Origin of the sequence: Paraburkholderia ultramafica (assembly GCF_902859915.1) — a bacterium.
Classification (GTDB): domain Bacteria; phylum Pseudomonadota; class Gammaproteobacteria; order Burkholderiales; family Burkholderiaceae; genus Paraburkholderia; species Paraburkholderia ultramafica.
The window spans coordinates 108,942-132,284 of sequence record NZ_CADIKK010000003.1 but is presented as its reverse complement, the minus strand read 5'-3'; the positions used below and the strand labels follow the sequence as shown (position 1 = coordinate 132,284).

Genomic DNA, 23,343 nt, shown 5'->3' with positions numbered 1-23,343 from the left:
CTTCGAGCTGTTCCTCGGCCGGACGTCTGCGGGTTATATGCGTCAGGCCGAATTGACGTGCCCCGATATGCCGGCTCTGCTTTCCAACCTCCATCATGTACCAATACAACGAATTCGACAAAGCCTTCATCCTCAGCCGGGCCGCGCAGTTTCGCGACCAGATTGAACGCTGGCAAAGCGGCAAGCTGAGCGAGGATGAATTCAGACCGCTGCGCCTGCAGAACGGCTGGTATGTTCAGCGACATGCGCCGATGCTGCGCGTCGCGGTGCCTTATGGGGAACTGTCGAGCGCGCAACTTCGGGTACTCGCTCGCGTGGCACGCGAGTACGACGAGCCGGAGGCGGACGTGTACCGCAGCGCTCTCGAGGCGCAGCGCAAACTGGGCACCGTGCGTCTTCCCACCCACCACGCTCATTTCACGACGAGAACCAATGTCCAGTTCAACTGGATTCCACTATCGAAAGCGGCCGATGTGATGGAACTGCTTGCGACCGTCAACATGCATGGAATCCAGACAAGCGGCAACTGCATTCGCAACATTTCCTGTGACGAACGGGCTGGGGTAGCGCCAGACGAAATCGCCGACCCGCGCCCTTTTGCGGAAATCATGCGCCAATGGACCACGCTGCATCCCGAGTTCGCGTTCCTGCCGCGAAAGTTCAAGATCGCGATCACCGGCGCGAGCGAAGTCCGCGCCGCGACTGACTGGCATGACGTCGGCCTTCGCCTGCTGCGCAACGATGCTGGCGAATTGGGGTTTCGCATCACGGTCGGCGGTGGCATGGGGCGCACTCCCGTCATCGGTACTGTGCTGCGTGAGTTTCTGCCTTGGCAGCACATCATGAATTACATCGAGGCGGTGGTCCGCGTCTACAATCAGTATGGTCGGCGCGACAACAAGTACAAGGCACGGATCAAGATTCTGGTGAAGGCAGAAGGCCAGCGTTACATTGACGAGGTCGAGGAAGAGTTCCGTCAGATCGTCGAGCACGACGGCGGCCCACACACTATTCCGCAGGCAGAGCTCGATCGCGTCAGCGCATGCTTCGTGCCGCCGCAAAGGCCCTCGACGGTTGCCCGGATCGAACCTGAAGCGCTCACGGCGTTGGACGCAGCGGCCATCGAGACGCCGCAACTCGAACACTGGCTCCAGCGCAATGTCGCGCGGCATAAGGACCCGTCGACGCGGATCGTCACGCTCTCATTCAAGCGCCTGCTTCAGGCGCCCGGTGACGCGTCGGCCGACCAGCTCGATCGGGTGGCCGATCTGGTCGATCGGTTCTCCGCGGGAGAAGCGCGCGTCACCCATTCGCAGAATATCGTGTTGCCCTGGGTGCACGCCAACGAGCTGCTGCCGCTCTGGCAGGCGGCGCGTGATGCAGGACTCGCTAGCGCGAACGTGAAGTTGCTCACCGATATGATCTCCTGCCCCGGCGGGGATTTCTGCGCACTCGCCAATGCCCGCTCCCTTCCGGTCGCACAAGCCATCACCGAGCGCTACCAGGATCTGGATGAACTCAACGACATCGGCGAAATCGACCTTCATATCAGCGGCTGCATCAATTCGTGCGGCCATCACCATAGCGGGCATATGGGCATCCTCGGTGTCGACAAGGACGGCAAGGAGTGGTATCAGGTAACGCTAGGCGGTTCAGATGGCTCGAACGCAAGCGGTCCCGCGCAGCCGGGCAAGGTCATCGGCCCGTCGTTTTCTGCAATCGAGGTGCCCGAGGTCGTCGAGGCTCTGCTTTCGGCCTATCTTGACCTGCGGGCGGAGATTGGGGGAAGGCGCGAGTCCTTCGTCGAAACGGTACGGCGGGCGGGCCTCGAACCGTTCAAGATGGCCGCGGATCGCGTGCGCACGCCGATGGAGAAACTGGCATGAACGGCACGACACGCATCAGGCTTCTTACGTTACCTGAACACACGTCGGACCCCAGCCGGCAAGTTGTTTCACTCGCCAACGACGAAGACCCGAACGCGCGCAAGGATGCAGTCGCCAGCGCCGAGCGCGTCGAGCTCCACTTCCCTCATTTCACCGATGGGCGGGCTTACAGTCAGGCGTATCTGTTGCGCCGCCGGCTGGGCTTTAAAGGCGATCTGCGGGCAACAGGCGACGTGCTCGTCGATCAGTTGATCCAGATGGAGCGAACCGGGTTTTCAAGTGCTGTCTTGAAAGACGGTATTGACCCGGCTGAAGCGAAGCGCCAGCTCGACCGCTTCCCTGCGTTCTATCAAGGCGACGTTATTCACAATGCGCCCTTCCAGCGTTCCCCGTGCCTGGATCAAGGTGGAGCGACGGCACGCGAGACATCCGGCTGATACGGGAAATGCACCGGGGTTGACCCAAGGAACCGGCGAGCCGCCTGCCGATGCAAACGCATCGGCAGGCGGACTGGACCGCTGGAGAAGTTGAGCTGCACGCGTTCGGCCCTATCTTCGACACTCCCGACTCGTTGCTGCAGGCGGCCATTGCCCGTCAGGGCGCGGTGACGACGCGGCGCCTGCTGGTGCGCGATGCGATCGAGAAAGGTGCCCTGGTGCAGATCGGCACGGTCTGCGTGCCCGCGAGTCTCGAATACTTCATAAGCTGGCGCGAACACCATCCGCGTGAAGCGGAAATTCGGGCGTTTTATGAATGGATGCGGGAGCAAGTGGCGGGTTGACTGGATTGACGTCGCCAAATGCCGCTCACATGGCCCGAATAATGGACGGACACGTCGGTCCGCGCTGTAACCGCTCATCAGTGCTTGAACGTCGCTTGTCAGCGTGTTGTATCGTTGATTTTCAATAGCCGCCATCGGCGTGTGTAATCAGATTTCCCAGGTTTGAGGATTTTCGGACGTACAATCTAATCACTGCTTAGATTGGAGGGTTGGTCATGACTGGTCATTCATTATCCGTTGGCGCAGCACCGCTTCATGCAGCTGGTTTCAAGACACTTACCTCAGAACTGCTTCTGGAAAGCGTTCCGACAGAAGGGCACTTTCCGGACTGGCTATCCGGAAGTCTTCTTCGTAACGGTCCGGCGATGTTCGAGGCCGGTGACGAACCTCTGAACCATCACTTTGATGGCTACGCAATGCTTCATCGTTTTGGGTTCCGCAACGGTGCTGTGAGCTATCGCAACCGCTTCTTGCGAAGCCGGTCGTACGAATACGTCATCGAGCACCGCAAATTGGGCTACCCCGTCTTTGGGACTCGCCTGGACCCGGATCGCGCCCGGCTGCTGACAGAAGATCTCAAACGTGGTGGGATGCCTGACGTCAACGCCGGCGTCGCTTTCGCACGCTTTGCTGACCAACACGTCGCGCTCACTGACGGAAGCACGCTTGCCATGGCGTACGATCTCGAGACGCTCGAGACAAAAGGGCCAATCATCTGGGACGATGTCCTGCAACGAGAAGATTGCGCCGGTAACGAGGTTGAATGGTTCCGGCGCGGAACTACCGCACATTGCCAGCTCGCGCCCAACGGCGACATCGTCAACTACTTCACGCAACCAGGCGATGCGCAGCGATCGACCGCCTACAACTTTTATCGGATTCGACCTGGCACCCTCCGCCGGGAGCCTATCGGCGTTGTTCAGACGGATGCGCCGGCCTATGTTCACGCGTTTTGCGTGACCGAAAAGTACCTCGTGTTCCCGGAAAGCCCGTTGCGCGCCGACGTCTCCGTGCTTCGCGATGGCGGTTCATTCCTCGAGTCGCTTGCATGGCGAGAAGGGACTCCGATGATCCTTCACGTTCTTGAGCAAGCGACGGGCCGTTTGGTGCGACGCTTTGAGGTACGCCCGTCATACGTCATGCACACGATCAATGCTTACGACGAGGGGGATTCGATCGTGCTGGATGTCGCGGCATACGACGACGGCAGTCATGTTGCGGAGCTGTATCTCAATCCTGAACTGCGGCGTGAAGGTGGCCGGCTGACGCATGAGCGTGTGCCAGAGCTTCGCTCGCACGCGCGTCCCGTCCGGTTCCGATTGAATCTCGCGACAGGCGCAGCTACCGAAGAAGAGTTGGCACCGGTGACCGTAGAACTGCCGACGATTGACTATTCGCGTCACAACGGACGACGTTACAGCCGTTTCTATAGCACCGGCATCAGCAACGATCCTGAGATGATTTTCTACAATCAGCTGGCCTCGGTTGATACTGAGTCTGGGCGATTCACGACGTGGTCGCAACCCGGTCATTTCCCGGGCGAGCCGGTTTTTGTCAGGCGCCCGGGTGGGCAGCGCGAGGATGACGGCATTTTGCTCTCGGTCGTCCTGGACGGGACGGTGGGCCGGTCCTACGTGATGGCGCTGGACCCGGCAACCCTCGAGCCGATGGCGAAGGCATTTCTGCCTCATCACATGCCGTGTGGCTTCCACGGACAATTCGTATCGGGAGAGATTGCATGAAGCGGATTGAGCGACTGATTCTTCAACGCCCTGAGCTTCTGTGCGACACATGTCTGGTGGCCGATCGGGCGTGTACTGACGAGTGATCAACGTGTGCGAAAGCTTACGTTCACGGGGTCGTCCGCCATTGGCTCACTCTTGACGGCCCAATCTGCGCCGACAATCAAGCGACTGTCGCTTGAACTCGGTGGCAATGCTCCGCTGCTGGTTCTCGAAGATGCTGACGTCGATGTTGCTGTCGAGGGAGCGCTGCAGGCCAAATTCCGTAATGGAGGACAGTCGTGCGTTGGCGCGAACCGCATCTACGTAGTGGATAACCTCTATGACGCCTTCATCGAGCGCTTCAGTGCGCGAGTCACGTCCATGCAGGTCGGTGACGGCTTCGACGAGTCATCCGATATCGGTCCGCTCATTGACGATTCCGCGGTCCGCAAAGTTCGACTGCATGTTGAGGACGCCATTTCCCGAGGCGCGCGAGTGCTGGCAGGTGGGGGACTATCGCCGGCCGGCGGCCGATTCTAACAGCCGACCGTCCTGGCTGATGTACCGAAGGATGCGCTAGCCGCTCGAGAAGAAACGTTCGGTCCGATCGCCCCCGTCATTCGCGTGAGCGATACGCAGGAAGCGGTGCGCCTTGCGAACGACACCCAATTCGGCTTGGCCGCGTACCTCTTCTCCCGGGATCTCGCGCGGATATGGAGTGTGGCGGAGGCGCTCGAAGTGGGGATGGTCGGTGTGAACACGGGCCTTATTTCATCGGAGGTCGCCCCGTTTGGGGGAGTCAAACAGTCGGGACTCGGACGCGAAGGCTCACGGCAGGGTCTCGATGAATATCTGGAAATCAAGTATGTGTGCCTTGCCGGCGTGGGTGGCGTGGTCGGTGCATAGGTGAATTGATGAAGACCTGCGTCCTGGAGCGTGGTGGCGTTCGGGTGTTGTAAGATTTGGGGTATGTCCACCGCAACCAATCCCAACGCGATCGCCAATGAGCGAAAGTACCACCACGGAGACCTCCGCCGGACCCTGCTCGAGTACGGGTGGGAGGCGGTGGTCGAGGCAGGTGGAAAAGATATCAGTTTGCGCGACGTGTCGCGTCGGGCCGGCGTGTCGCCAGGAGCATCTTTTCATCACTTCCGGAATAAGGACGCCTTGCTTGCGGCGGTCGCGGTTGAGGGTTTTTCGCGGTTGACGTCTACGCGCCAGAAGCGAACACGCTCCGTGAGCGATCCGCTGGAACGGCTACGAATCGTTCTGCATGCGTATGTCGAGTTCGCTCTCAAGCATCCGGCAATCTTTTTCCTGATGTTCCGCTATCTGAGCGCCGGGCAGAACGACGATCAGGAGGTCCTGACAGCGGCGCTTGCATCGTTTCACGTTCTCCGCTCCTCGATCGCGGAGGCTACCGGGGGCACGCGTTCTGACGCCGTGCTTACCGTCGATGCATGGGCGGCATGGGCGGCGATGCATGGCGCGGCGAGCCTGCTCGCAGCTGGCCGAGGCGCTCCGGTCGATCCAAAAATTCCGGCTACCCGGCTGATCGAAGGTACCGTTCAGATGGTGCTTGAAGGGCTGTCGCATCGCACTTGACGATTTCCGGGCATCTGCGGCATTCAAAGGTGATTGCATCCCCTTCCAGTACTGCGACATCGTATCGAGCTTTGCGGGGCTACTTCGCGTGGCTATTCATATTCACTGGCAAGACCGTCAAGGTGGCTATAATTCTTCCAGACCTTTACGAGTATCCGAGCGATGACGGGCGTCAATCTTCCTCACGTGCTTGCGGTCGACGACGACCCAGCCATCCGTGAATTGTTAGCCGGGTATCTCAGCGACAACGACATGCGGGTCACGGTCGCTTCCGGCGGTGCGGAGATGACCGCCGCCTTGCAGGCTTTCGCCATCGATCTGATCATTCTGGATCTGCGCATGCCTGGAGAAGACGGGGTGCAGATCGCCCGTCAACTTCGCGCACGCTCAAATTTGCCGATCATCATCGTCTCGGGCAAGCGCGACGAAGCCGATCGCGTGATGGCACTGGAACTTGGTGCCGACGACTACCTGACCAAGCCATTTAGCACCCGCGAACTGCTTGCGCGCATCCGCGCGCTCTTGAGGCGCGCTGGCGCGTCTGCGCCGGCAATTGGGCGTGACTCGGATGCTCGGGCCTATCGTTTTGCACAGTGGGAGTTGAACGTTGGAACGCGCAGATTGACCGACCCGGCAGGAACGCCGGTCGAGCTGACCAATGGCGAGTTCTGTTTGCTCAGCGCGTTTCTAGCGGCACCGGGATGCGTGCTATCCCGGGATCAGCTGCTCGAATCGAGCCGCTTGTACGACGATGTCTACGACCGCTCGATCGACGTTCAGATTCTCCGCCTGCGGCGCAAGATCGAGCCCGATCCGTCGCAGCCGGTGTTCATTCGGACGGTGCGGGGTGCGGGATATGTATTGGACGTGCCGGTGGAAAAGCTCAGCGGAGCCGCCGGATGGGCCGAGGACAAGGCAGCGACTTGAGCCTGAGCGGCACCAGGCGCCTGGTTGCCCGACGATCAATGAGAGCGTTGTGGAAAGTGCCGGGCTATTGCGTCGCGTTTCTCTCCGCGACCGACGCGGACAGCGTTTTTACGAGCGCGATGAGTTCCTGACACGCGAATGGTTTGCCAAGCGTGCCCTGGGCGCCGAGTGTGGACGCGAACTCGGCATGACAAGTTGCATGGGCGGGAAAGTACCCGGAAATGACGATGACGGCTGCGGAGGGAAAGCGCAAACGAAGGCGCCGGATCGTGGTCTGCGCCGACGCGGCTTTCGGCGAATTGCAATCCAGGACGATCACCGAAATGTCCAGCGTTCGTGGGAGTTCCACGGCCTCGCGCGCGCTGGACTCGATGACACGGTGCCCAGCATCGCGCAAAAACAGCGAAACTAGCTCTCGAATGGACGGGTCCTCTTCGATGATCAAGACGTTTAGATCCTGCGGCGAATCCACAAGCTGCTCCGAATACAAGGGAGGCATCTCCGGTGCGCCTCCATCGCCTTCGATTCCAGCAGTTTCCGGTTGCGTAGACGTTTCAAGTCGCGTTTTCGGGCGTTACAGTTGAAATCGAGGCCGACAACAAGCGGAGGCTGTCGTAGCCGAGCACCCATGTCAAATAGCGCGTTACATAGCCGTCCGCTTGTGCCGGCACGAAAATACTGGGCCACGGTGCTCGCCGGATGCCTTGCCGTTTTGCTGGTTTGCGCAACGTTCGTGGCAAACATACCCGTTCGCGCCGGCCTGGTTTCCGTATTCGTGATCCTGCTCGTGTATGTGCTGATTGCCCATATGCGGCGACTCGAGAACGTCAACAGGGCAATGCGCGCGAGCGAACAGCGGTGGCGCACGGTGTTCGAGAACGCTCCGGTCGGAATTCTCGTGCTGCGCGCCCATGACCGGTATCTGATGGCTAATCCGGCTTTTCAGCAGATGGTTGGCTACAGCGACCGCGAACTCTCCGAACGCCGCGCGCTCGACATCACGCATCCCGACGACAGGGCGCTGACGCAGAAGCACATCGATCAGCTGGTGCGGGGCGATAGCGACAGGGTCCGGTTTCAAAAGCGCTACCTGCACCGCGACGGCCGCGTCGTCTGGACCGACATGAGCGTTGCGCGCGTCTTCAGGTCGCACCAGGCGTCGGACCGGGACGCCGAGGACATGATCATCGCCACCGTCGAAGACATCACGCAGAGGCTCGCCGACGAGCAGGAACGGCGGAGTCTCGAAAGCCAGTTGCGGCAGTCGCAAAAGCTCGAGGCGCTTGGCACGTTCGCGGGCGGTGTCGCGCACGACTTCAACAATATTCTTGGGGCGATTCTCGGTTTCGGTGAACGCTCGCTTGCGACGACCGAGCCGGACGCGCCAGCACATAAGTACATGGAGCAGGTCCTGAAGGCAGGAGAGCGGGCGAGGCTGCTGGTCGAGCGCATCCTCACCTTCAGCCGCAGCGGGTTGACGGCACGGTCGCCGGTCGACGTGCGCGCCGCCGTACACGAAGCGGTCGACCTCGTGAGAGTCACGCTGCCCGACAATGTCACGGTGCACGTCCGCGTGAGCGCCGATGAGGCGTACATCCTTGGCGACGCCACACACCTGCATCAGGTCGTGATGAACCTGTGCAGCAACGCAATTCATGCGATGCCTGGCGGCGGCATGCTCGACCTTGAACTCGACCGTGTGCGGTTTGAAGCGCCGCCCGCGCTCTCGCACGGCGCGCTCCGCGCGGGCGACTTCATTCGGCTTGGTGTGGCAGACCAGGGCGCTGGAATTCCGGCCGATATTCTCGAGCGGATCTTCAATCCATTCTTCACGACGCGACGCGCCGGCGAAGGCACGGGGCTCGGCCTGTCGCTCGTTGACGGCATTGTGCGCGAGCACGGAGGCGCAATCGACGTTCACTCGGTGCCTGGCCACGGTGCGCGTTTCGACGTGTATCTTCCTGTCACGGACGCCCGCCCGTCAGTGGAGCGGGCCGGTGCCGCGATCATCCAGCGCGGCCATGGGCAGGTGGTCCTGCTGGTCGACGATGAGGACGCGCTCGTCAGGCTTGGGGAAGACGTGCTCGCCGAACTGGGGTACGAGCCGGTTGGATTTTCCTCCGGCGATGCTGCATGGGAGGCGCTGAACTTGAACCCCGAGCATTTCGACGCAGTCGTCACAGACCAGACCATGCCCAACATGACAGGCCTGGAACTGGCCGAACGCATTGCGGGCAGACGGCCGGAACTACCGGTCATTCTCTGTAGCGGATTCAGCACGCCGGAGCTCGAACAGCAAGCGCGCGCCGTCGGCGTGAGGATCGTACTGCGCAAGCCCTTGAGAGCCGCTGATCTGGCGAGCGCACTGGTCAGCGCGCTAGACTGACGCGCGATCAGACGGGAGCGGATGCGGGCCGCCCCTCTTCTGGACCGCACTTCGACTACGGATGTAACACAACTCGCCGCCGCCGCAACGATCGGGAAACGGCAAAAGCCGACACTTCACCGTAACGCAAACATCGAATGGAGCGTACGCGTGGAAGCAACGGCCCTGCTGTTGTCGCGGATTCAATTCGCGGCAACGATTTCATTTCACATCATCTTTCCGTCCTTCACCATAGGGCTCGCGGCCTGGCTCGCGGTACTGGAAGCGATGTCGCTCGCGACCGGAAACCGGGTCTATCACCAGGTGTATGAGTTCTGGCTGAAGATCTTCGGCGTCGCGTTTGGCATGGGCGTGGTGTCAGGCATCGTGATGGCGTTCCAGTTCGGTACCAACTGGAGCGAACTGTCGCGTGCGAGCGGGCCGATTCAGGGCCCCCTGCTCACTTATGAATCGTTCACCGCTTTCGCGCTCGAAGCGACCTTCTTCGGCGTGATGCTGTTCGGACGCAAGCGGGTTCGTCCGTGGTTCTACCTGATGTCGTGCATCCTCGTCGCGGCGGGGACCACGATGTCGGCGTTCTGGATTCTCGTCAATAACTCGTGGATGCAACACCCCGTCGGATTCGTTGTGCAGAACGGCATTTTCGTGCCGACCGACTGGGCCGCGATCATCTTCAATCACGTCGTGTGGGTGCGTTTCCCCCACATGTTGCTTGGCGCCTACCTGACAACTGCGTTCTGCGTGGCAGCCGTTGGTGCCACCTATCTGCTCAAGGAACGTTATCGGATCGAGGCGATGGTCATGGTCCGCATGTCCCTTGGGCTTGCGACTGTGCTCGTCCCCCTGCAGATCCTGTTTGGCCACCTGACGGGCGACTACATCCACGACGATCAGCCGGCGAAGTTCGCGGCGGTCGAGGGCCGCTGGGTGGACGAGCAGCCGGCCGCGGAGGTGATCTTTGCAATACCGGACGCGGATAGCCAACGCAACCGTCTGGAATGGAAGGTCCCGGTGTTGGGCAGTCTGATCGCGTCCGGCACGCTCGATTCGCGCGAAGTGGGCCTCACCGACTTTCCTGCCGCGGATCGTCCGCCGGTGCTGATTCCGTTCTTCGCGTTCCGCGTCATGGCCGGCTGCGGGGTGCTGATGCTTGCACTTGCATGGATTGGCACAGCCGTTGCGCGGCGCGGCAAGCTCAAGAAGCAACGCTGGCTGCTGTGGCCGCTCGCGTTCAGCTTCCCGCTGGGCTTCATCGCGATTCTCGCCGGCTGGTTTACGGCAGAAGTCGGACGGCAGCCGTGGACCGTGTGGGGCGTGCTGCGCACGGCGGACGCTCTCACGCCGGGACTGACGCCGCACTTCGCCGCCGCGACGCTGGTGATGTACGTCTCGGTCTACGCGTTCATCTTCTGCTTCGGCGTCTACTACATCCTGCGGATCGTACGGCGCGGCGTGTTCGACGGCAAGGTGCTGACGATATGGAACGGTCATGTGATTCCGCAGACATACGACCCCGGCGCGCAGCTGGTCAAACCCGCGCGGTCCCGCGTTTCCAACGTTTGATAGGGGAAATTTCATGTTGAACTGGTTCTGGGTAGCCGAGCTGGCGTTCGCGCTCATCGCATACCTCATGCTCGACGGATTCGATCTTGGCGTCGGCATGTTGACGGCCTTCGCTGGGGGTGCACGCGATGAGATGGTCGCGTCGATTTCGCCGGTATGGGACGGCAACGGTACGTGGCTCGTCATCGCGGGCACGATTCTGTTCGGTGCCTTCCCGGCTGTGTATTCGATTCTGCTGCCGGCGCTCTACGTGCCGTTGTCGGTCATGCTAGCCGGCCTGATCGTGCGGGGCGTGGCCATCGAATTCCGCCACAAGGCCGTGCGCTCGCAATGGGTGTGGAACGTACTGCTGTTCGTCGGCTCGCTGCTCGCCGCCTTCATGCAGGGCGTCTCCATCGGGGCCTACGCCCAGGGGCTGCCCGTCGATAACCTGCGCTATACCGGCAACGGTTTCGAGTGGTGCTCGGCGTTTCCCCTCTGGTGCGGCCTCGGTCTCGTGCTCGGCTACACGTTGCTGGGCGCGGGTTGGCTGGTGTTGAAAGGACAAGGTGCCGTGCAACGCATAGGGCGTCTGGCGATGAGCCGTCTGGCCCCGTTGACTGCGCTCTTCGTCGCATCGATTCTCGCGACGACGCTGCTGACCGAGCACACCGTCGAGACGCGGTGGTTCGCGCATCCGGCTCTCTTCGTTCTCCCGATCGCGTGTCTGCTCGCGTTGCTCTACGCGCCGGTCGCGGCCCGGCGAGGCGGACAGTCGTCGTATGTTTTCGTCGGCGTGGGCTGCGTCTCGATGCTGCTGATGCTCGCGGCATCGTACCTGCCCTACATCGTCCCCTTCGAGGTCACGCTTGGCGCGGCAGCCGCGCCGCCGGCGAGCCAGACATTCATGTTCTGGGGCGCAGGGCTCTTCGTGCTGCCGCTCATCGTGCTCTATACGTGCGTCGCGTATTCGGTGTTCCGAGGCAAGGTTTCGAAAAACCAGGCCTACCACTGAGGTGCCCGTTTCCCGCTTCATTCCAACCAAGGATTGTTCATGAAAGTCGCCCTCTTCATTCCCTGCTTCATCGATGCATTCTTTCCCGACGTTGGCATTGCCACACTGCAGTTGCTGGAGCGCCTCGGCTGCGACGTCGACTATCCACTCGATCAGACCTGTTGCGGCCAGCCGATGGGCAACAGCGGCTGCGAGAAAGAAGCCGCCGCAACCGAGAATCTGTTTGTGCGCAACTTCACCGGCTACGACTACATCGTTGCACCGAGCGGCAGTTGCGTTCATCAGGTGCGCGACCATCTGACCGCGGCGGACCAGACGCCCGATGCGCTGGCAGTCCGGTCGAACACCTACGAACTGGTGGAATTCCTGCACGACGTACTGCAGGTACGGGAATTTCCCTGGGCCGAATTTCCGCACAAGGTCGGACTGCACAACAGTTGCGGCACGCTGCGTTCGTTGCGCACCGCGAAGATGTCCGAGATCGATGAGCCCTTTTTCTCGAAGCCGTTGACCTTGCTCAAAGGGGTCAAGGGCATCGAGTTCATCCAGCCGGATCGTCCGGACGAATGCTGCGGTTTCGGCGGCACGTTCTGCGTGTCGGAGGAGCCGGTGTCGGCGCGCATGGGCGCCGATAAGGTCCGCGATCACAAGCGCAATGGCGCCGAATACATCGTGTCGGCTGATTCGTCGTGCCTCATGCACCAGAAAGGCTGCTCGGACCGTCTCGAGCTCGGCCTGAAGTTCATCCACATCGCGCAGATTCTCAATGGAGCACAAGCATGAAACGCGTTGACCACGTCGGCTTTTCCGAGAAGTTCATCGCTGACGAAAAGCACATCCAGTTCCACGACAAACGCCTCTGGGAGCTTCGCACCGGACGTGACACCGAAGTACACGGCATCCCCGAGTGGGAAGAGTTGCGCTCGCTCGCCTCGGGGATCAAGGAGCATACGCTCACGCACCTCGCGGACTATCTGGAGCAGTTCGAGCGCAATGCGACGGCCAACGGCGTGACCGTGCACTGGGCAAAAGATGCCGAGGAACACAACCGCATCGTCTACGAGATTCTGAGTCGGCGTAACGCGCAGCTGCTCGTCAAGAGCAAGTCGATGCTGACCGAAGAATGTGAAATGCGCCCCTACCTCGAGGAGCGCGGCATCACTGTCGTCGAGACGGATCTGGGCGAACAGATCCAGCAGCTCGATGACCAGTTGCCCTCGCACATCGTGGTCCCGGCCGTGCACAAGCTCGCCACGGATGTAGCGAAAATCTTCTCGGAGAAGATCGGCACCGACCCGAACGAGAGCAGCATCCCGAAGCTTGCCGAAGCGCAGCGCAATGCTACGCGTCCGCTCATCCTGAACGCCGATGCGGGCATGACCGGCTGCAACTTCGCAGTTGCGGAGACAGGCGGTATTACCGTCTGTACTAACGAGGGCAACGCGGACCTCAGCGCGAACGTGCCGCCGCTGCATATTGCGTCGATCGGCATCGAGAAGCTGATTCCGAAGCTCGAACATCTTGGCGTGTTTATCCGCATGCTTTCGCGCAACGCGATCGGCTCGCCGATCACACAGTACACCTCGCACTTTCGCGGTCCACGCAAGGGCAGCGAAATGCATTTCGTGCTGGTCGACAACGGCCGTTCAGAGCGGCTCGGCATGGACGACTTCTGGTATTCGCTCAAGTGCATCCGCTGCGGCGCGTGCATGAACACGTGCCCCGTCTACCGGCGCAGCAGCGGCCTCAGCTATGGCGGCGTCTATTCGGGGCCCATCGGCGCGATCATCAATCCGACTTTCAACCTGAAGAAGTACAGCTCATTGCCGTTTGCCTCGACGATGAACGGCAGCTGCACGAGCGTCTGCCCCGTCAGGATCAACATCCACGAGCAGATCTACAAGTGGCGGCAAATCGTGGCCGAACAGCACGAGCTTCCGTTCGTCAAGCAGGAGGCCATGAAGGTGGCCGGCCAGGTGCTGTCGCACCCGGCGCTGTATCGCGCGGCGGTCAAGACAGCGGGAACCGCCGTTTCTGTTTTGCCGCGCGCGGTGCTTTACAACCCGCTCAACGCGTGGGGCAAGCATCGCGAAGTGCCCGATGCGCCCAAGCAAACGTTCCGTGACTGGTATTTGAAGAGGAGCAAGAAATGAGCAGCCGCAATGCAATTCTCACCCGTCTGCGCGAGGTCTCACCCCCGCCACGCCGCTTACCGGACGTGCCGATGTTCGACACTACGCTCCCGCCTGCAGTGGAGACGTTCCGCAAATCGCTCGACCGGCTCGGCGGCGTATGGTGCCCTGCGCCCGAGGACGGCAGCAGCATCGAGCAATTCGTCCGCTCGCGTTTTCCGGGTGCCACGGTGTTCTGTTCAGCCACGCCCGAGTTCGCGGGCACGCGCGACATCGCGTCGGTTGACGATCCGCGTGCGCTCAACGACGTGGATGTCGGCATCGTGCGCCCGGCGTTCGCGGTGGCCGAGACGGGTTCTATCTGGCTGAGCGAGGCGCAATACGACGTCAATGCACTCGGATACCTGTCGCAGCACCTGATCGCGTTGCTCGATCCCGCAGATATCGTGGGCAATCTGCATCATGCGTATCACCGGAAGGAGTTCTTCGAGGCCAACTACGCGGTGCTGATGAGCGGTCCATCGGCGACCGCCGACATCGAGGGCGTACTGGTTCGCGGAGCGCAGGGCATCCGTTCGCTAACGGTCATACCAGTCCCGAGGCCGGGCACCGCGCGCTAGCGCAGGAGGCGTCGATGAACGGTGTAGCTGTCTGCCGCGACGGGATGGCGCGGTTGTTGAGCCACGGACGGCATCGTCTGCCGCTGTCCGAGGCGTTCAAGGCGGGCCTGATCTGCGCCGCACCCGCCATGCTCGCTGCGGTGCTGCATGCGCCGCTCCTGTGCTGGTCGGCAATCGCGGCGTTCTGGACGTGCCTTGCGGACGACTCAGCCGACACGGCTTCTTCGCGCGCGTGCAACGGCGTGCTGTTCGGCGTGCTGGGGGCGCTCGCATCCGGCTGCGCGATCGCGCTCGCTCCTGCGCCGTGGCTGGCCATCCCACTGACCGGCTTCGTCGTGTACGCCGGCGGCATGGCCCGCGCGGGTGGCGCGGCAGCGGGACTGCGGGGCTTGCTGGCCGCGACGGCTTGCGCGGTGGCCGCGTCGTTACCCGTCCACCGGTGGCCTGCGCCCCTGGAATTTGCGGCCGGCTTCCTCGGCGGCAGCCTGTGGGCCGTGGCATGCATGGTGGGGCTCTGGCAGTACAGTCACGCAGATCGCGTGCGGCGCGCGACGTTCGCCTATCTGCACGCGATGAGTTCGTTTATATGCGCACTCTCCGAGGTGTCGCGCGGCGATGCGCGCTCCGAAGGTACTGGCCGTGCCGCCTTGCGTACGCGACTCGACGCGATGAAGCGCATCGTCGACGGCGCGCCCGCCGATGCACGGGCGGCGGCAGGCGCGTGGCCCGTCAACGGCGAACGCTCGGTGGCATTGCTCGCGGGTCTGGACAGTCTCCTTGCCGGTTACCGGCCCCAGGGATCGGCAGCACGACGGCTGCTCGCGCCCGCGTTGTCCGGCCTTGCCGGGTTGATCGATGCCTATGCCGACGCGACCCTCCGCGGGCCCTCCGCGAACACCGCTGTGGAGCGACTGCGCAACCGGCTGCTTGCCGACGTCCGGTACGCCCTGATCAGGGCGAACGGCACGGCGCTGGACGAGGAAGAGCGGGCGTGGCTCCATTCGTGCAAGACGCTCGTGATGGCCATCACCAGTCTCGCCGGCGAACAGATAGCCGCAGGCAATCCCGACCCGCCGGCCCGGCGGGCGACGGCGATGACTCTGCTGGAAACGGCCGGACGCTCGATCCAGTCGGCCATCGGTGAAATACGCACGGGCGGCCTCGTGTCGCGTTACGCGCTGCGTCTGTCGATGGCGGCGATGATTGCTGCCGCGCTCGCGCGGTTCGCGAACGTTCAGCAAGGCTACTGGCTGGTGCTCACGACGATGTTCGTCGTGCAACCCACGGTGTCGCAGACCGTGAAAGTGTCGGGCCTGCGTGTCTGCGGAACGGTGCTGGGCGCGATCGTCGCATCGATCGTCGCGCTCGTCTTCCATAATCCGGTGCTGCTGGCGCTTGCGATCGTGCCTCTCGCGACTGGAACGTTTGCGGCGCGCGCGGTGAGCTACGTGTCGTACATCCTCTTTTTGACGCCGCACTTCATCCTCGTCGCCTATCTCGGCGCGCCTGCCGGTTCGCCATGGCTACTCGCTGCCTTGCGCATCGGCAATAGTCTCGCAGGCGCGATCGTTGCCGTCGTGGTCAGCGTGATCGCGTGGCCGGAATGGGAACGGCGCAAGCTGGCGTCCGTATCGAGCCGGGCGATCGCCTCGGCCTCGGCGTACCTCGACGCGGTATGTAACTTCGTCTCCGTCGGCGAGATCGCGCCCGGTGCTCTCGCGGCGGCGCGGCGCAACGCGTGCGTGGCAATCGACGAGCTTCACGCGCTGGCGGCTGCCATGCGCCTCGAGATGTTTTCGTCGGGACACCGTATCGCCTGTGCGCGAGATCTGGCCTGGCATCTCAGGCGGCTGGTCGGCGTCGCTTCGCCGCTCGAATGCCTCGCCGGCGCAATGAGCGATACAGACCGGCAGCGGCTCGCCGCGCTCGGGTCCTCGTGCCTCTCGTTGCTTGACGGCGCTGACCATGAGCATGATTTCAAGGGGAACGCTTCCTCCGTTAAAGCTCTGACGCCCAGCCTCTTCGTCCGGATCATTGAGCGAGAGGCGCTCGCGAGCGCCGCGGACATCGGCCACATGCGATGGACTGCCATGAAGGCAGGCGCGTATGCATTGGCTTGGTCGTGTCGTCTGAAAAAAAGGAATCAACAGTCAGGTCCCCGGGATAGGTCGATCTAAATGGGGCGGCTCTTGCGCGAGCTTCAGACAGGTCCGTCGATTGGCCAACGGGTTTGGCGCGCAAACGCGTCTATTCCATACGAGATCGTCCTTGCCGACACGAAAAATCGGTCGCAGGACCGCGCGGGAGTGATCATCGCAAACATTTTTAACCGGGGGAACTGGTTTGGCAGGCCCGATTCTCAAGAAAATGGATAGTTGCCTCCGTGGTACGGAAACTCGGACCCATCCGAACCAGGCCCTGTCCAGCCCAGATGTTACCGGCCGACGCGCACCGAGCCATGTCGCGACGCCTTCTTGACCCGAAATCCGCCACGTTCCCTGGAGTTCTCTTGAATACCAAGCTTCTTGCCACTCTGTTGATTGCCGCCGCTTCCACGCTTGGCGCGCCCGCTTTCGCTAGCGGCTACGGCCCGGCGCCGCATTATCGTCCGGAGATCGGTGCACCGGCTTCGCAACGAGGCCAAAGCGCTCAAACGGTCGCTTCCGAGCGCGCCAATGCAGGCGCCAATGCCTACGGCGGCGTGAACGCAGTTGCAACGCAGTCGGGTGCGCAACAATCGGAGAACGGGCAGCAATCGGTTTCCTCCGGCCAGTAATCGGGGCCTTTGCCGGGCGTTCGCGATCAGCGCCCTGTGCAGCGCGGGACACGACGGACAACAACGATGTTCGGGCAGCACGGACTTGCCTGCCTACACCAGATCAACCTCTTCGCGACGATTGCGGTCCCACCATTCGTCGTCCGAGATGTCCTCGATCCAGTTGAAGTACGCCATTGCGGCGTCATTGCCCGGATCACAGCAGACCGCACCGGACAATCACCTCATGTTTTTTAAAGGAAAAACACGAAAAACCAGACCTCCCGGAACGACTTGGGAGCAGTCCTATTCACCTCACTCGATTGTCAATCCGAGGGCAAAGCCTTGTGTGGACGGCTTTTTCGCCCGGTTGTGCGGCGTCGATACCGTCAGCAATACTAAAATTCCTGCCTGGCACTTGATGGCTTTCACCGGAGCGCATCAGAAAATCAACGCCCGATCTGTTTGAAGAATCGCGAAGAGTGGACACCTCAAGGCCATTTACAACTGTGATACCGTCATTCATACCGTCAAGGTCACACTCTTTTTCAAGGGGGCCTGGCAACTTCCCCTCGACGACATAACCATCAACTCCAGCCGCCTCTAAAAGCACGCGAAGCGTGCTGTAGTCGATGACGTGATTTTCGGCATGAAGCTAATTTCCACTGCTCATCGCATCTGCCGCACGTCGCTGCGCAGCAGAGAGGCTATTTCACTGTCTTGCAAGCGTGGCGAGCGCGGTTTCAACCCACTGGAAGCCAATACGCTCTTGCTCGAGCCGCAAATTTTTACGAATCCGGTTATCGCGCAGGTCGTTGAACAGCGCTTGCTCCGCATCGTCGAGCCGCGGCAAGTCGCGGAGCACCTGATCATGCTCCTCGCCCCATTGAGCTTCGTGGGCGATCAGCGTCACCCGGTCCATCAGGAAAGACTTGACGTGGTCAAAGCGGCTGCGCAACTGGTCCAGGATGGCGAAGCCATGAGTGTCGATATCTCCCCAGTAGTGGATGCTGCAGCGGGAAAGCCATGCCGCTTTTGACAGCGCGTCCCATCCATAGCCTGCACCGAAGACAACGATTGTATCGGCTAGAGGCGGGAATGCGAGGAAGTTCGTCTCGTTCTCAGTGATGAAAACCCGGCGGATCGGCACGGCCAGCACGGCAAAGCTGTCTGCATCGACTGCGATATCGGGAAGCGCAGGACCGGGCAGCATGGGCAACTGCGCGTCGAGCACGCGAAAACGGATACGGGCAGGCTTGTCGAGGAAGCCGTAGCGGGCCGCGAAGTGCGCACCGCCGTTTCTTTCTACCGCGACGGCCTCCTGGGGAAGTACAAGATCGAGCCATTCTGACAGCACACCGCGCCAGTTTTCGATGAACTTGCTGTGCACACCGGCAATGTCCACTTGTCTCAGGTAAATGCCGGGACGTGGATGCCGTACGATCCAGCCGACCACTGCCAGTAAACGTTCACATTCGTCAGCCAGCTCAAGCGCCTGCAGCGGACGCCGGCGAAACCATACCAGCAGCGCCGGCTGCCGCGAGCCCACGAGGGCGAGCAAGCGACCGAAATGTGCCGCGTCGCCGCGCTTACCGATCATCGCCAGCGCACTGTCCAGATCGTCAATCCAGACTGCCTGCGGCACTCGCTGAACACCAAGGACACGATGATTGAACTCGCGCCATTCGATTCGGATCCGCGCGACAGTGACAAGCTCAGCAATCCATTCACGCACAGCCTGGAAACGTTCGGTGAGTTCGGCCGAAGCCGGTCCCTTCAGGACGAGTCGCAGCGGGAACGCACAGCCGGAGCGCAGGCCGACCTTCACTTCGTCGCGAGCGGTAAGCACGGTATTCGGCGCCGCGTTGGCGTCGTCGCTAACCATGCTGCGCAACAGCTCACCTCGCTCCCACAAGCGGCGCACCTGCGCTTTCAGGTCACTGGCGGTTGTCCAGCTCACGTCGCGCCCTCCGCCTTGCGCGCGAGATGCTCCTCGATCGTCAGATTGCGCAGCTTCGAAGCACGCCCCTCATCATTGTGCACGAAGCCGACGCTGGAAACGAACGGCTCGATGATATGGATCTTCTGCAGCGGCGTAACGATCAGCAGTTGCAGATTGAGCTGCCTGAACAACTTGAGGCCGTATTGCGCGGACTCGTCCGAGCCGCGTCCGAACGCTTCGTCGATGACCACGAAGCGGAACGAGCGTGACCGTACCGCGCCCCATTCCAGACCAAATTGATATGCGAGGCTGGCCGCGAGAATCGTGTAGGCCAGCTTTTCCTTCTGCCCGCCCGACTTACCGCCCGAATCCGAATAGTGCTCGTATTCCGTATCATCTTCGCGCCAGCGCTCGCTTGCGGCAAACAGGAACCAGTTGCGCACGTCGGTGACCTTCGCAGTCCATCGGCGGTCCTGATCCGACAGGCCTTCGCGGCCGCGAAACCGGTCGATAATCGCCTTGACCTGCAGAAATTTGGCTTCAGAATACTGCGTGTCGTCCGAACCGGTCAGCGTACCCTCCGTGCAGGCTCGCAGCTCCGCCTGGAAATCGCGGATGTCTGCGTCGGGGCTCACCTGAGACTCCAGCACGATATAACGACCTGGGTCGTAGTCGATTTGAGCCAGCGATTCATTGATGCGGGTGATCCGCTCCTTGATCGTTTCGCGTTCCCGCGCCAGTTGCCCGTTGAAGTTGGCAATCTCATTGATCGTGTTGATGTTCAATAGCTCCTTGAAGCGAGCCTCGAAGCGCGGAAGATCGTCGGTATTCAGGCGAGCCAGCAGCTCGCGATACTCGAACGTGGCTTCGAGGCTGGCGTCGAAGTCGGCCGTATCGAGCTTGTATGTGTCCCTGAACGTGGACATGCTCCTGATGATGCGCTCCGTGAGGCGATCCAGGCGCTTGGCCTCAGCGTCCATATGTGCCTGCAACGCGTCACGCAGTTCGCGTTCGCGGTTCTCGCATGACTCGACCGAAAGCTGATGCTCGCCCAGAATCTGCGCGCGCAGCACGTCCAGCCGCTCGCGGGTATCGGGGGCGATCCCGGCCAGCCATGCCGCGGTTTGCTCCCGCAATGCTTCGGCCGCTTCGCGTCTGGCGTCGATCCCGCCTAACTCCCGGTTGACGTCCGACAATGCCTTCTCGCTCTCCTTCAGCGCCGCCTGCACCGATTCGAGCTGCGCGGCCAGTTCCAGCAACGCATTGCTGGCCGCCTCAAGACGCGCTTTCTCATCCTGCAGGCGAGCGATCGTGGCCGAGCAGCTCTGCCAATCCAGTTCACGGAAATCGTTGAACTCATTGAGCGCCGCCAACACCTCCAACTGCCGCCGCAGCGTCGTCTGATCGCCCTGCGCTTTGGCGATCTGGCTAGCGATGCCGCCATGACGCATCTCGAGCGCACGCAGTTGCCCTTCCAGCGCGGCGATCTTGGCGGCGTTGCTCCAGCCGAGGACGTAGCGGCTGCGGTCTTCGAGACGATGGCGGTCGTCTTTCTCGTGGCGTTCGCCGGGCGCCTTGACCTGACCTGTGCGAGTCAGCGCACGGGACTCGCGACGAAACTGCTCCTGCGTCGCGCAGCACGCGTAATCGAAGCGCTGTGTCAGCGCCCGCTCAAGCCAGCCGTAAAACGGCGAATCCGGTTTGATGGCGACGTTACGCACCAGCGAATCGCGATGCAGATCGGCGACATCCTGGTCGCGCGTGGCTCGCACGCGGAAATAGACGAGCCGCCCCGCGAGATGCGTGCGATCCACCCAGGCGGCGACATCGGAATAGTGCGCATCGGGCACGAGAAGCGAGAGGCCAAAGTTATGCAACACCCGCTCGATCGCGCCTTCCCATTCGCGCGCCTCTTCACGCACCTGGATCAGTTCGCCGGCGAACGGCATGCTGTCTTCGTCGAGACCGAGTGACGCGCACAACGCCGCACGCATGGCGACCTGCTCCTTGGGAATATTGCTGCGTCGCGCCTTCAGGCTCGCGACTTCCTCGCCAAGCACGTCATGTTCGCGCTTGCCCTGGCGCAGCGACACGCCCCACTCGGTGATCTGGTTCTGCAGATCGGCTTCCCGCTGACTCACGCCCTCGCGCAGATCGGTCACCTGCTGCCGCTGCGCGATGAAACCAGGCTCGTCGGCAACAGCGGTCTCACCGATCGCAGCAAGCAATTGCGCGTGACGTTCGGCGCGCTGCTGGCGTCGATTGCGCTCGCGTTCCTCGTCGCGAATAGCGACAGCAAGCTGCTCCAGCCGGTCACCGCCCTGCTCGGCAATCGCACGCTTCAGGCGATCGGCCTGCGTTCGATCCTGGTCGCACTGCTCGATGCGCCGCTCCCTCTGCGCGGAAAGGCGTGCATGATCCTCCGCGAGCAACTGCAACCGCCGATCCAGCAGGCCCAGCTTCAATTCGGCGAAGTACGGCTTCAGCGCATCACGGCACACGCGCGAAGCCTCGAGTTCCACCGCCAGCGCGCCGTGCTGGTCGCAGTCCACCACCAGGGGCCTGAGCAGTTCCACCTGGCGCTTCGTCTTGAGCACGGCTTCGTGCGCGCGATTCAGATCGTCGAAGTGTGAGATCAGCGCGGCAATCCGAGGCGCGACATCGAACGGCTCGAGCATGTGGCTACGCACGAAGTCGGTCAGGTTACCGACCGACTTCATCGACACCGTCTGATGAAACAGCTCGAGCGCCTGCTCATTGTCGATGCCGAAGCGCCGGCGAAACCACGCGCCATATTTCGGAAAGGTGTCTTCGATTTGCGCACCCAGGCCGCGCAGCTTTTTGCGCAATTGCGCGATATCGGAGCCGAAGTGGACAAAGTCCGTCGCTATCGACAAATTCCGCTCGGCACCCACGTAAAAGCGCTCGGGTTGGCTCTGTGCCTCTTTCATCCAGAAGACCTGCGCCAGCGAGATTGTCTGGTCATACCCAGCGTTGTGGAACACGCCGAGGATCACCGAGTAGCTGTTGCGGTCCCGCAAGGAAACGGGCCTGGCTGTACCGGTCACCTCGTTGCGCTCTGACTTGTAATGCCCGAGTACGTACGAGCGCAGCGTCCGTTCCTTGCTGTCCGCTCCTGCCGCCTTGTTGTAGGCGATACGCTGCGAGGGAACCATTAGCGTCGTAATCGCGTCGACCAGCGTCGACTTGCCTGAACCGATGTCGCCCGTCAGCAGACCATTCTTGCCGTCCAACTGCAGCGTCCATACGCGCCCGTCGAATGTACCCCAGTTGAAAACTTCCAGGCGGGTCAGGCGAAAGCCTGAGAGTGTGTCGTCAGCGAGAAAATCCAGCTCCAGCAGTTGTGGAATCGCCTCGTTCGGCTCATTCATCGACATCACCTCCCGGCCCTGCCGTCGTGCCCGTCAGTTGCGCCTGGTACGCGGCGAGGCGGGTGTCGAAGTCCGACAGCCATTGCGCGTCGACGAAGGCCTTCAGGATGCGCCGCACTTCGAAACTGGCCGAGCCGCTCGCAACCTTCAACCGGCGCAGGAAGCCCAGCTCAACGATCTTGTTGATGTGCGTTTCGATCTGATCGATCAGCTTCGCTTCATTGCTGCTGTCCGGAAGGAAGACCCTGACGAGCTCGACGATGTCGTCGCGCGACAGCACCAGGCGCGTATCGCCGCCGCCGGCATCGAATTCGGCAAGCTTCTTGCGCAGCAACGCCAGCAGCAGGCTGACCGGAAAAGAGATCGGCCGGCGTGCAATCAAACGCGGCGGCTTTGGCCCTGCGTCATCTTCAGCCTGCTCGGGGCGGCTGCGCAGGAACGCGTAGCCTTCGGCCTCGTCCAGCACCAGTTCCAGGCCCAGTACCGACACGTAGTCCCGCACGCGCGCCTGCAGGTCGAGCAACGCGCCCCACAGACGTTCATCACCCTCACGATAGATCACGCCTTTGAGCAGCGTGATCGCCAGTGTCGACAGATTGGCGTTCCCCGCCACCTCTTGTCGTTCGTCTTCCATCT

At 61.8% G+C, this 23,343-nt stretch carries 19 protein-coding genes and 1 pseudogene; 16 read left to right on the top strand and 4 right to left on the bottom strand.

Features of this window, described 5'->3' with window-relative positions; translation table 11 throughout:
• Positions 1–95: 95 nt before the first annotated feature.
• From HV744_RS04355 to HV744_RS04325, 7 genes and pseudogenes are all read left to right on the top strand, one after another.
• Entirely contained in the window at positions 96–1,886 is a 1,791-nt protein-coding gene (locus HV744_RS04355) for a nitrite/sulfite reductase (protein WP_175148315.1), read from the top strand.
• Positions 1,883–2,323: a DUF934 domain-containing protein gene (locus HV744_RS04350; RefSeq protein WP_175148314.1), complete on the top strand. Its 441-nt coding sequence runs from the start codon at positions 1,883–1,885 to the stop codon at positions 2,321–2,323. The genes HV744_RS04355 and HV744_RS04350 overlap by 4 nt, the downstream gene beginning before the upstream one ends.
• Positions 2,324–2,373: 50 nt before the next feature.
• On the top strand, positions 2,374–2,667 hold the full coding sequence (locus HV744_RS04345; RefSeq protein ID WP_175148313.1) for a LysR substrate-binding domain-containing protein: 294 nt from the start codon (positions 2,374–2,376) through the stop codon (positions 2,665–2,667).
• A gap of 215 nt (positions 2,668–2,882) precedes the next feature.
• A complete protein-coding gene (locus HV744_RS04340; RefSeq protein ID WP_175148312.1) occupies positions 2,883–4,409 on the top strand; it encodes a carotenoid oxygenase family protein in 1,527 nt (508 codons plus the stop codon).
• A 63-nt stretch (positions 4,410–4,472) separates the two neighbouring features.
• A pseudogene (locus tag HV744_RS04335) lies at positions 4,473–5,297 on the top strand (aldehyde dehydrogenase family protein); the annotation flags it as partial.
• 63 nt (positions 5,298–5,360) lie between these two features.
• Entirely contained in the window at positions 5,361–5,996 is a 636-nt protein-coding gene (locus tag HV744_RS04330; RefSeq protein WP_175148311.1) for a TetR/AcrR family transcriptional regulator, read from the top strand.
• 162 nt (positions 5,997–6,158) lie between these two features.
• Complete coding sequence (locus HV744_RS04325; protein WP_175148310.1) at positions 6,159–6,923, top strand: response regulator; 765 nt, start codon at positions 6,159–6,161, stop codon at positions 6,921–6,923.
• Positions 6,924–6,987: 64 nt separating this feature from the next.
• Here HV744_RS04325 and HV744_RS04320 read toward each other — a convergent pair whose 3' ends face one another.
• The gene (locus tag HV744_RS04320; protein WP_175148309.1) at positions 6,988–7,368 is read right to left on the bottom strand and encodes a response regulator; all 381 of its coding nucleotides are present in this window, start codon (positions 7,366–7,368) and stop codon (positions 6,988–6,990) included.
• 288 nt (positions 7,369–7,656) lie between these two features.
• Here HV744_RS04320 and HV744_RS04315 point away from each other — a divergent pair, with 288 nt between their 5' ends.
• The 9 genes from HV744_RS04315 to HV744_RS04275 all read left to right on the top strand — a co-directional run bounded on the left by HV744_RS04315 (position 7,657) and on the right by HV744_RS04275 (position 17,842).
• Positions 7,657–9,309, top strand: a complete 1,653-nt coding sequence (locus HV744_RS04315) for a PAS domain-containing sensor histidine kinase (RefSeq protein WP_175148308.1) — start codon at positions 7,657–7,659, stop codon at positions 9,307–9,309.
• Between the two features lie 150 nt (positions 9,310–9,459).
• Positions 9,460–10,872 (top strand): cytochrome ubiquinol oxidase subunit I, encoded by a 1,413-nt coding sequence (locus tag HV744_RS04310; protein ID WP_175148307.1) that lies wholly within the window; start codon positions 9,460–9,462, stop codon positions 10,870–10,872.
• Positions 10,873–10,885: 13 nt separating this feature from the next.
• Complete coding sequence (cydB, locus tag HV744_RS04305; RefSeq protein ID WP_175148306.1) at positions 10,886–11,866, top strand: cytochrome d ubiquinol oxidase subunit II; 981 nt, start codon at positions 10,886–10,888, stop codon at positions 11,864–11,866.
• A gap of 39 nt (positions 11,867–11,905) precedes the next feature.
• Positions 11,906–12,649, top strand: a complete 744-nt coding sequence (locus HV744_RS04300) for a (Fe-S)-binding protein (protein ID WP_175148305.1) — start codon at positions 11,906–11,908, stop codon at positions 12,647–12,649.
• Positions 12,646–14,019, top strand: a complete 1,374-nt coding sequence (locus HV744_RS04295; protein ID WP_175148304.1) for a lactate utilization protein B — start codon at positions 12,646–12,648, stop codon at positions 14,017–14,019. The genes HV744_RS04300 and HV744_RS04295 overlap by 4 nt, the downstream gene beginning before the upstream one ends.
• On the top strand, positions 14,016–14,618 hold the full coding sequence (locus tag HV744_RS04290; RefSeq protein WP_175148303.1) for a LutC/YkgG family protein: 603 nt from the start codon (positions 14,016–14,018) through the stop codon (positions 14,616–14,618). Before HV744_RS04295 ends, HV744_RS04290 begins: the two co-directional genes overlap by 4 nt.
• A 242-nt stretch (positions 14,619–14,860) precedes the next feature.
• On the top strand, positions 14,861–16,795 hold the full coding sequence (locus HV744_RS04285) for an FUSC family protein (RefSeq protein WP_175148302.1): 1,935 nt from the start codon (positions 14,861–14,863) through the stop codon (positions 16,793–16,795).
• Positions 16,796–17,127: 332 nt separating this feature from the next.
• On the top strand, positions 17,128–17,394 hold the full coding sequence (locus HV744_RS04280; RefSeq protein ID WP_175148484.1) for a hypothetical protein: 267 nt from the start codon (positions 17,128–17,130) through the stop codon (positions 17,392–17,394).
• Between the two features lie 148 nt (positions 17,395–17,542).
• Positions 17,543–17,842: a hypothetical protein gene (locus HV744_RS04275; protein ID WP_175148301.1), complete on the top strand. Its 300-nt coding sequence runs from the start codon at positions 17,543–17,545 to the stop codon at positions 17,840–17,842.
• A gap of 243 nt (positions 17,843–18,085) precedes the next feature.
• On the opposite strand, the gene HV744_RS04270 is transcribed toward HV744_RS04275, so the two are convergent.
• The 3 genes from HV744_RS04270 to HV744_RS04260 are packed head-to-tail and all read right to left on the bottom strand — an operon-like array spanning position 18,086 to position 23,341.
• Complete coding sequence (locus HV744_RS04270; protein ID WP_175148300.1) at positions 18,086–19,333, bottom strand: Wadjet anti-phage system protein JetD domain-containing protein; 1,248 nt, start codon at positions 19,331–19,333, stop codon at positions 18,086–18,088.
• Positions 19,330–22,713 (bottom strand): ATP-binding protein, encoded by a 3,384-nt coding sequence (locus HV744_RS04265; RefSeq protein WP_175148299.1) that lies wholly within the window; start codon positions 22,711–22,713, stop codon positions 19,330–19,332. Before HV744_RS04265 ends, HV744_RS04270 begins: the two co-directional genes overlap by 4 nt.
• Positions 22,700–23,341 carry a DUF4194 domain-containing protein gene (locus HV744_RS04260; RefSeq protein WP_175148298.1) on the bottom strand — a complete coding sequence of 214 codons (642 nt, stop codon included), beginning with the start codon at positions 23,339–23,341 and terminating at the stop codon, positions 22,700–22,702. Before HV744_RS04260 ends, HV744_RS04265 begins: the two co-directional genes overlap by 14 nt.
• Positions 23,342–23,343 lie beyond the last annotated feature (2 nt).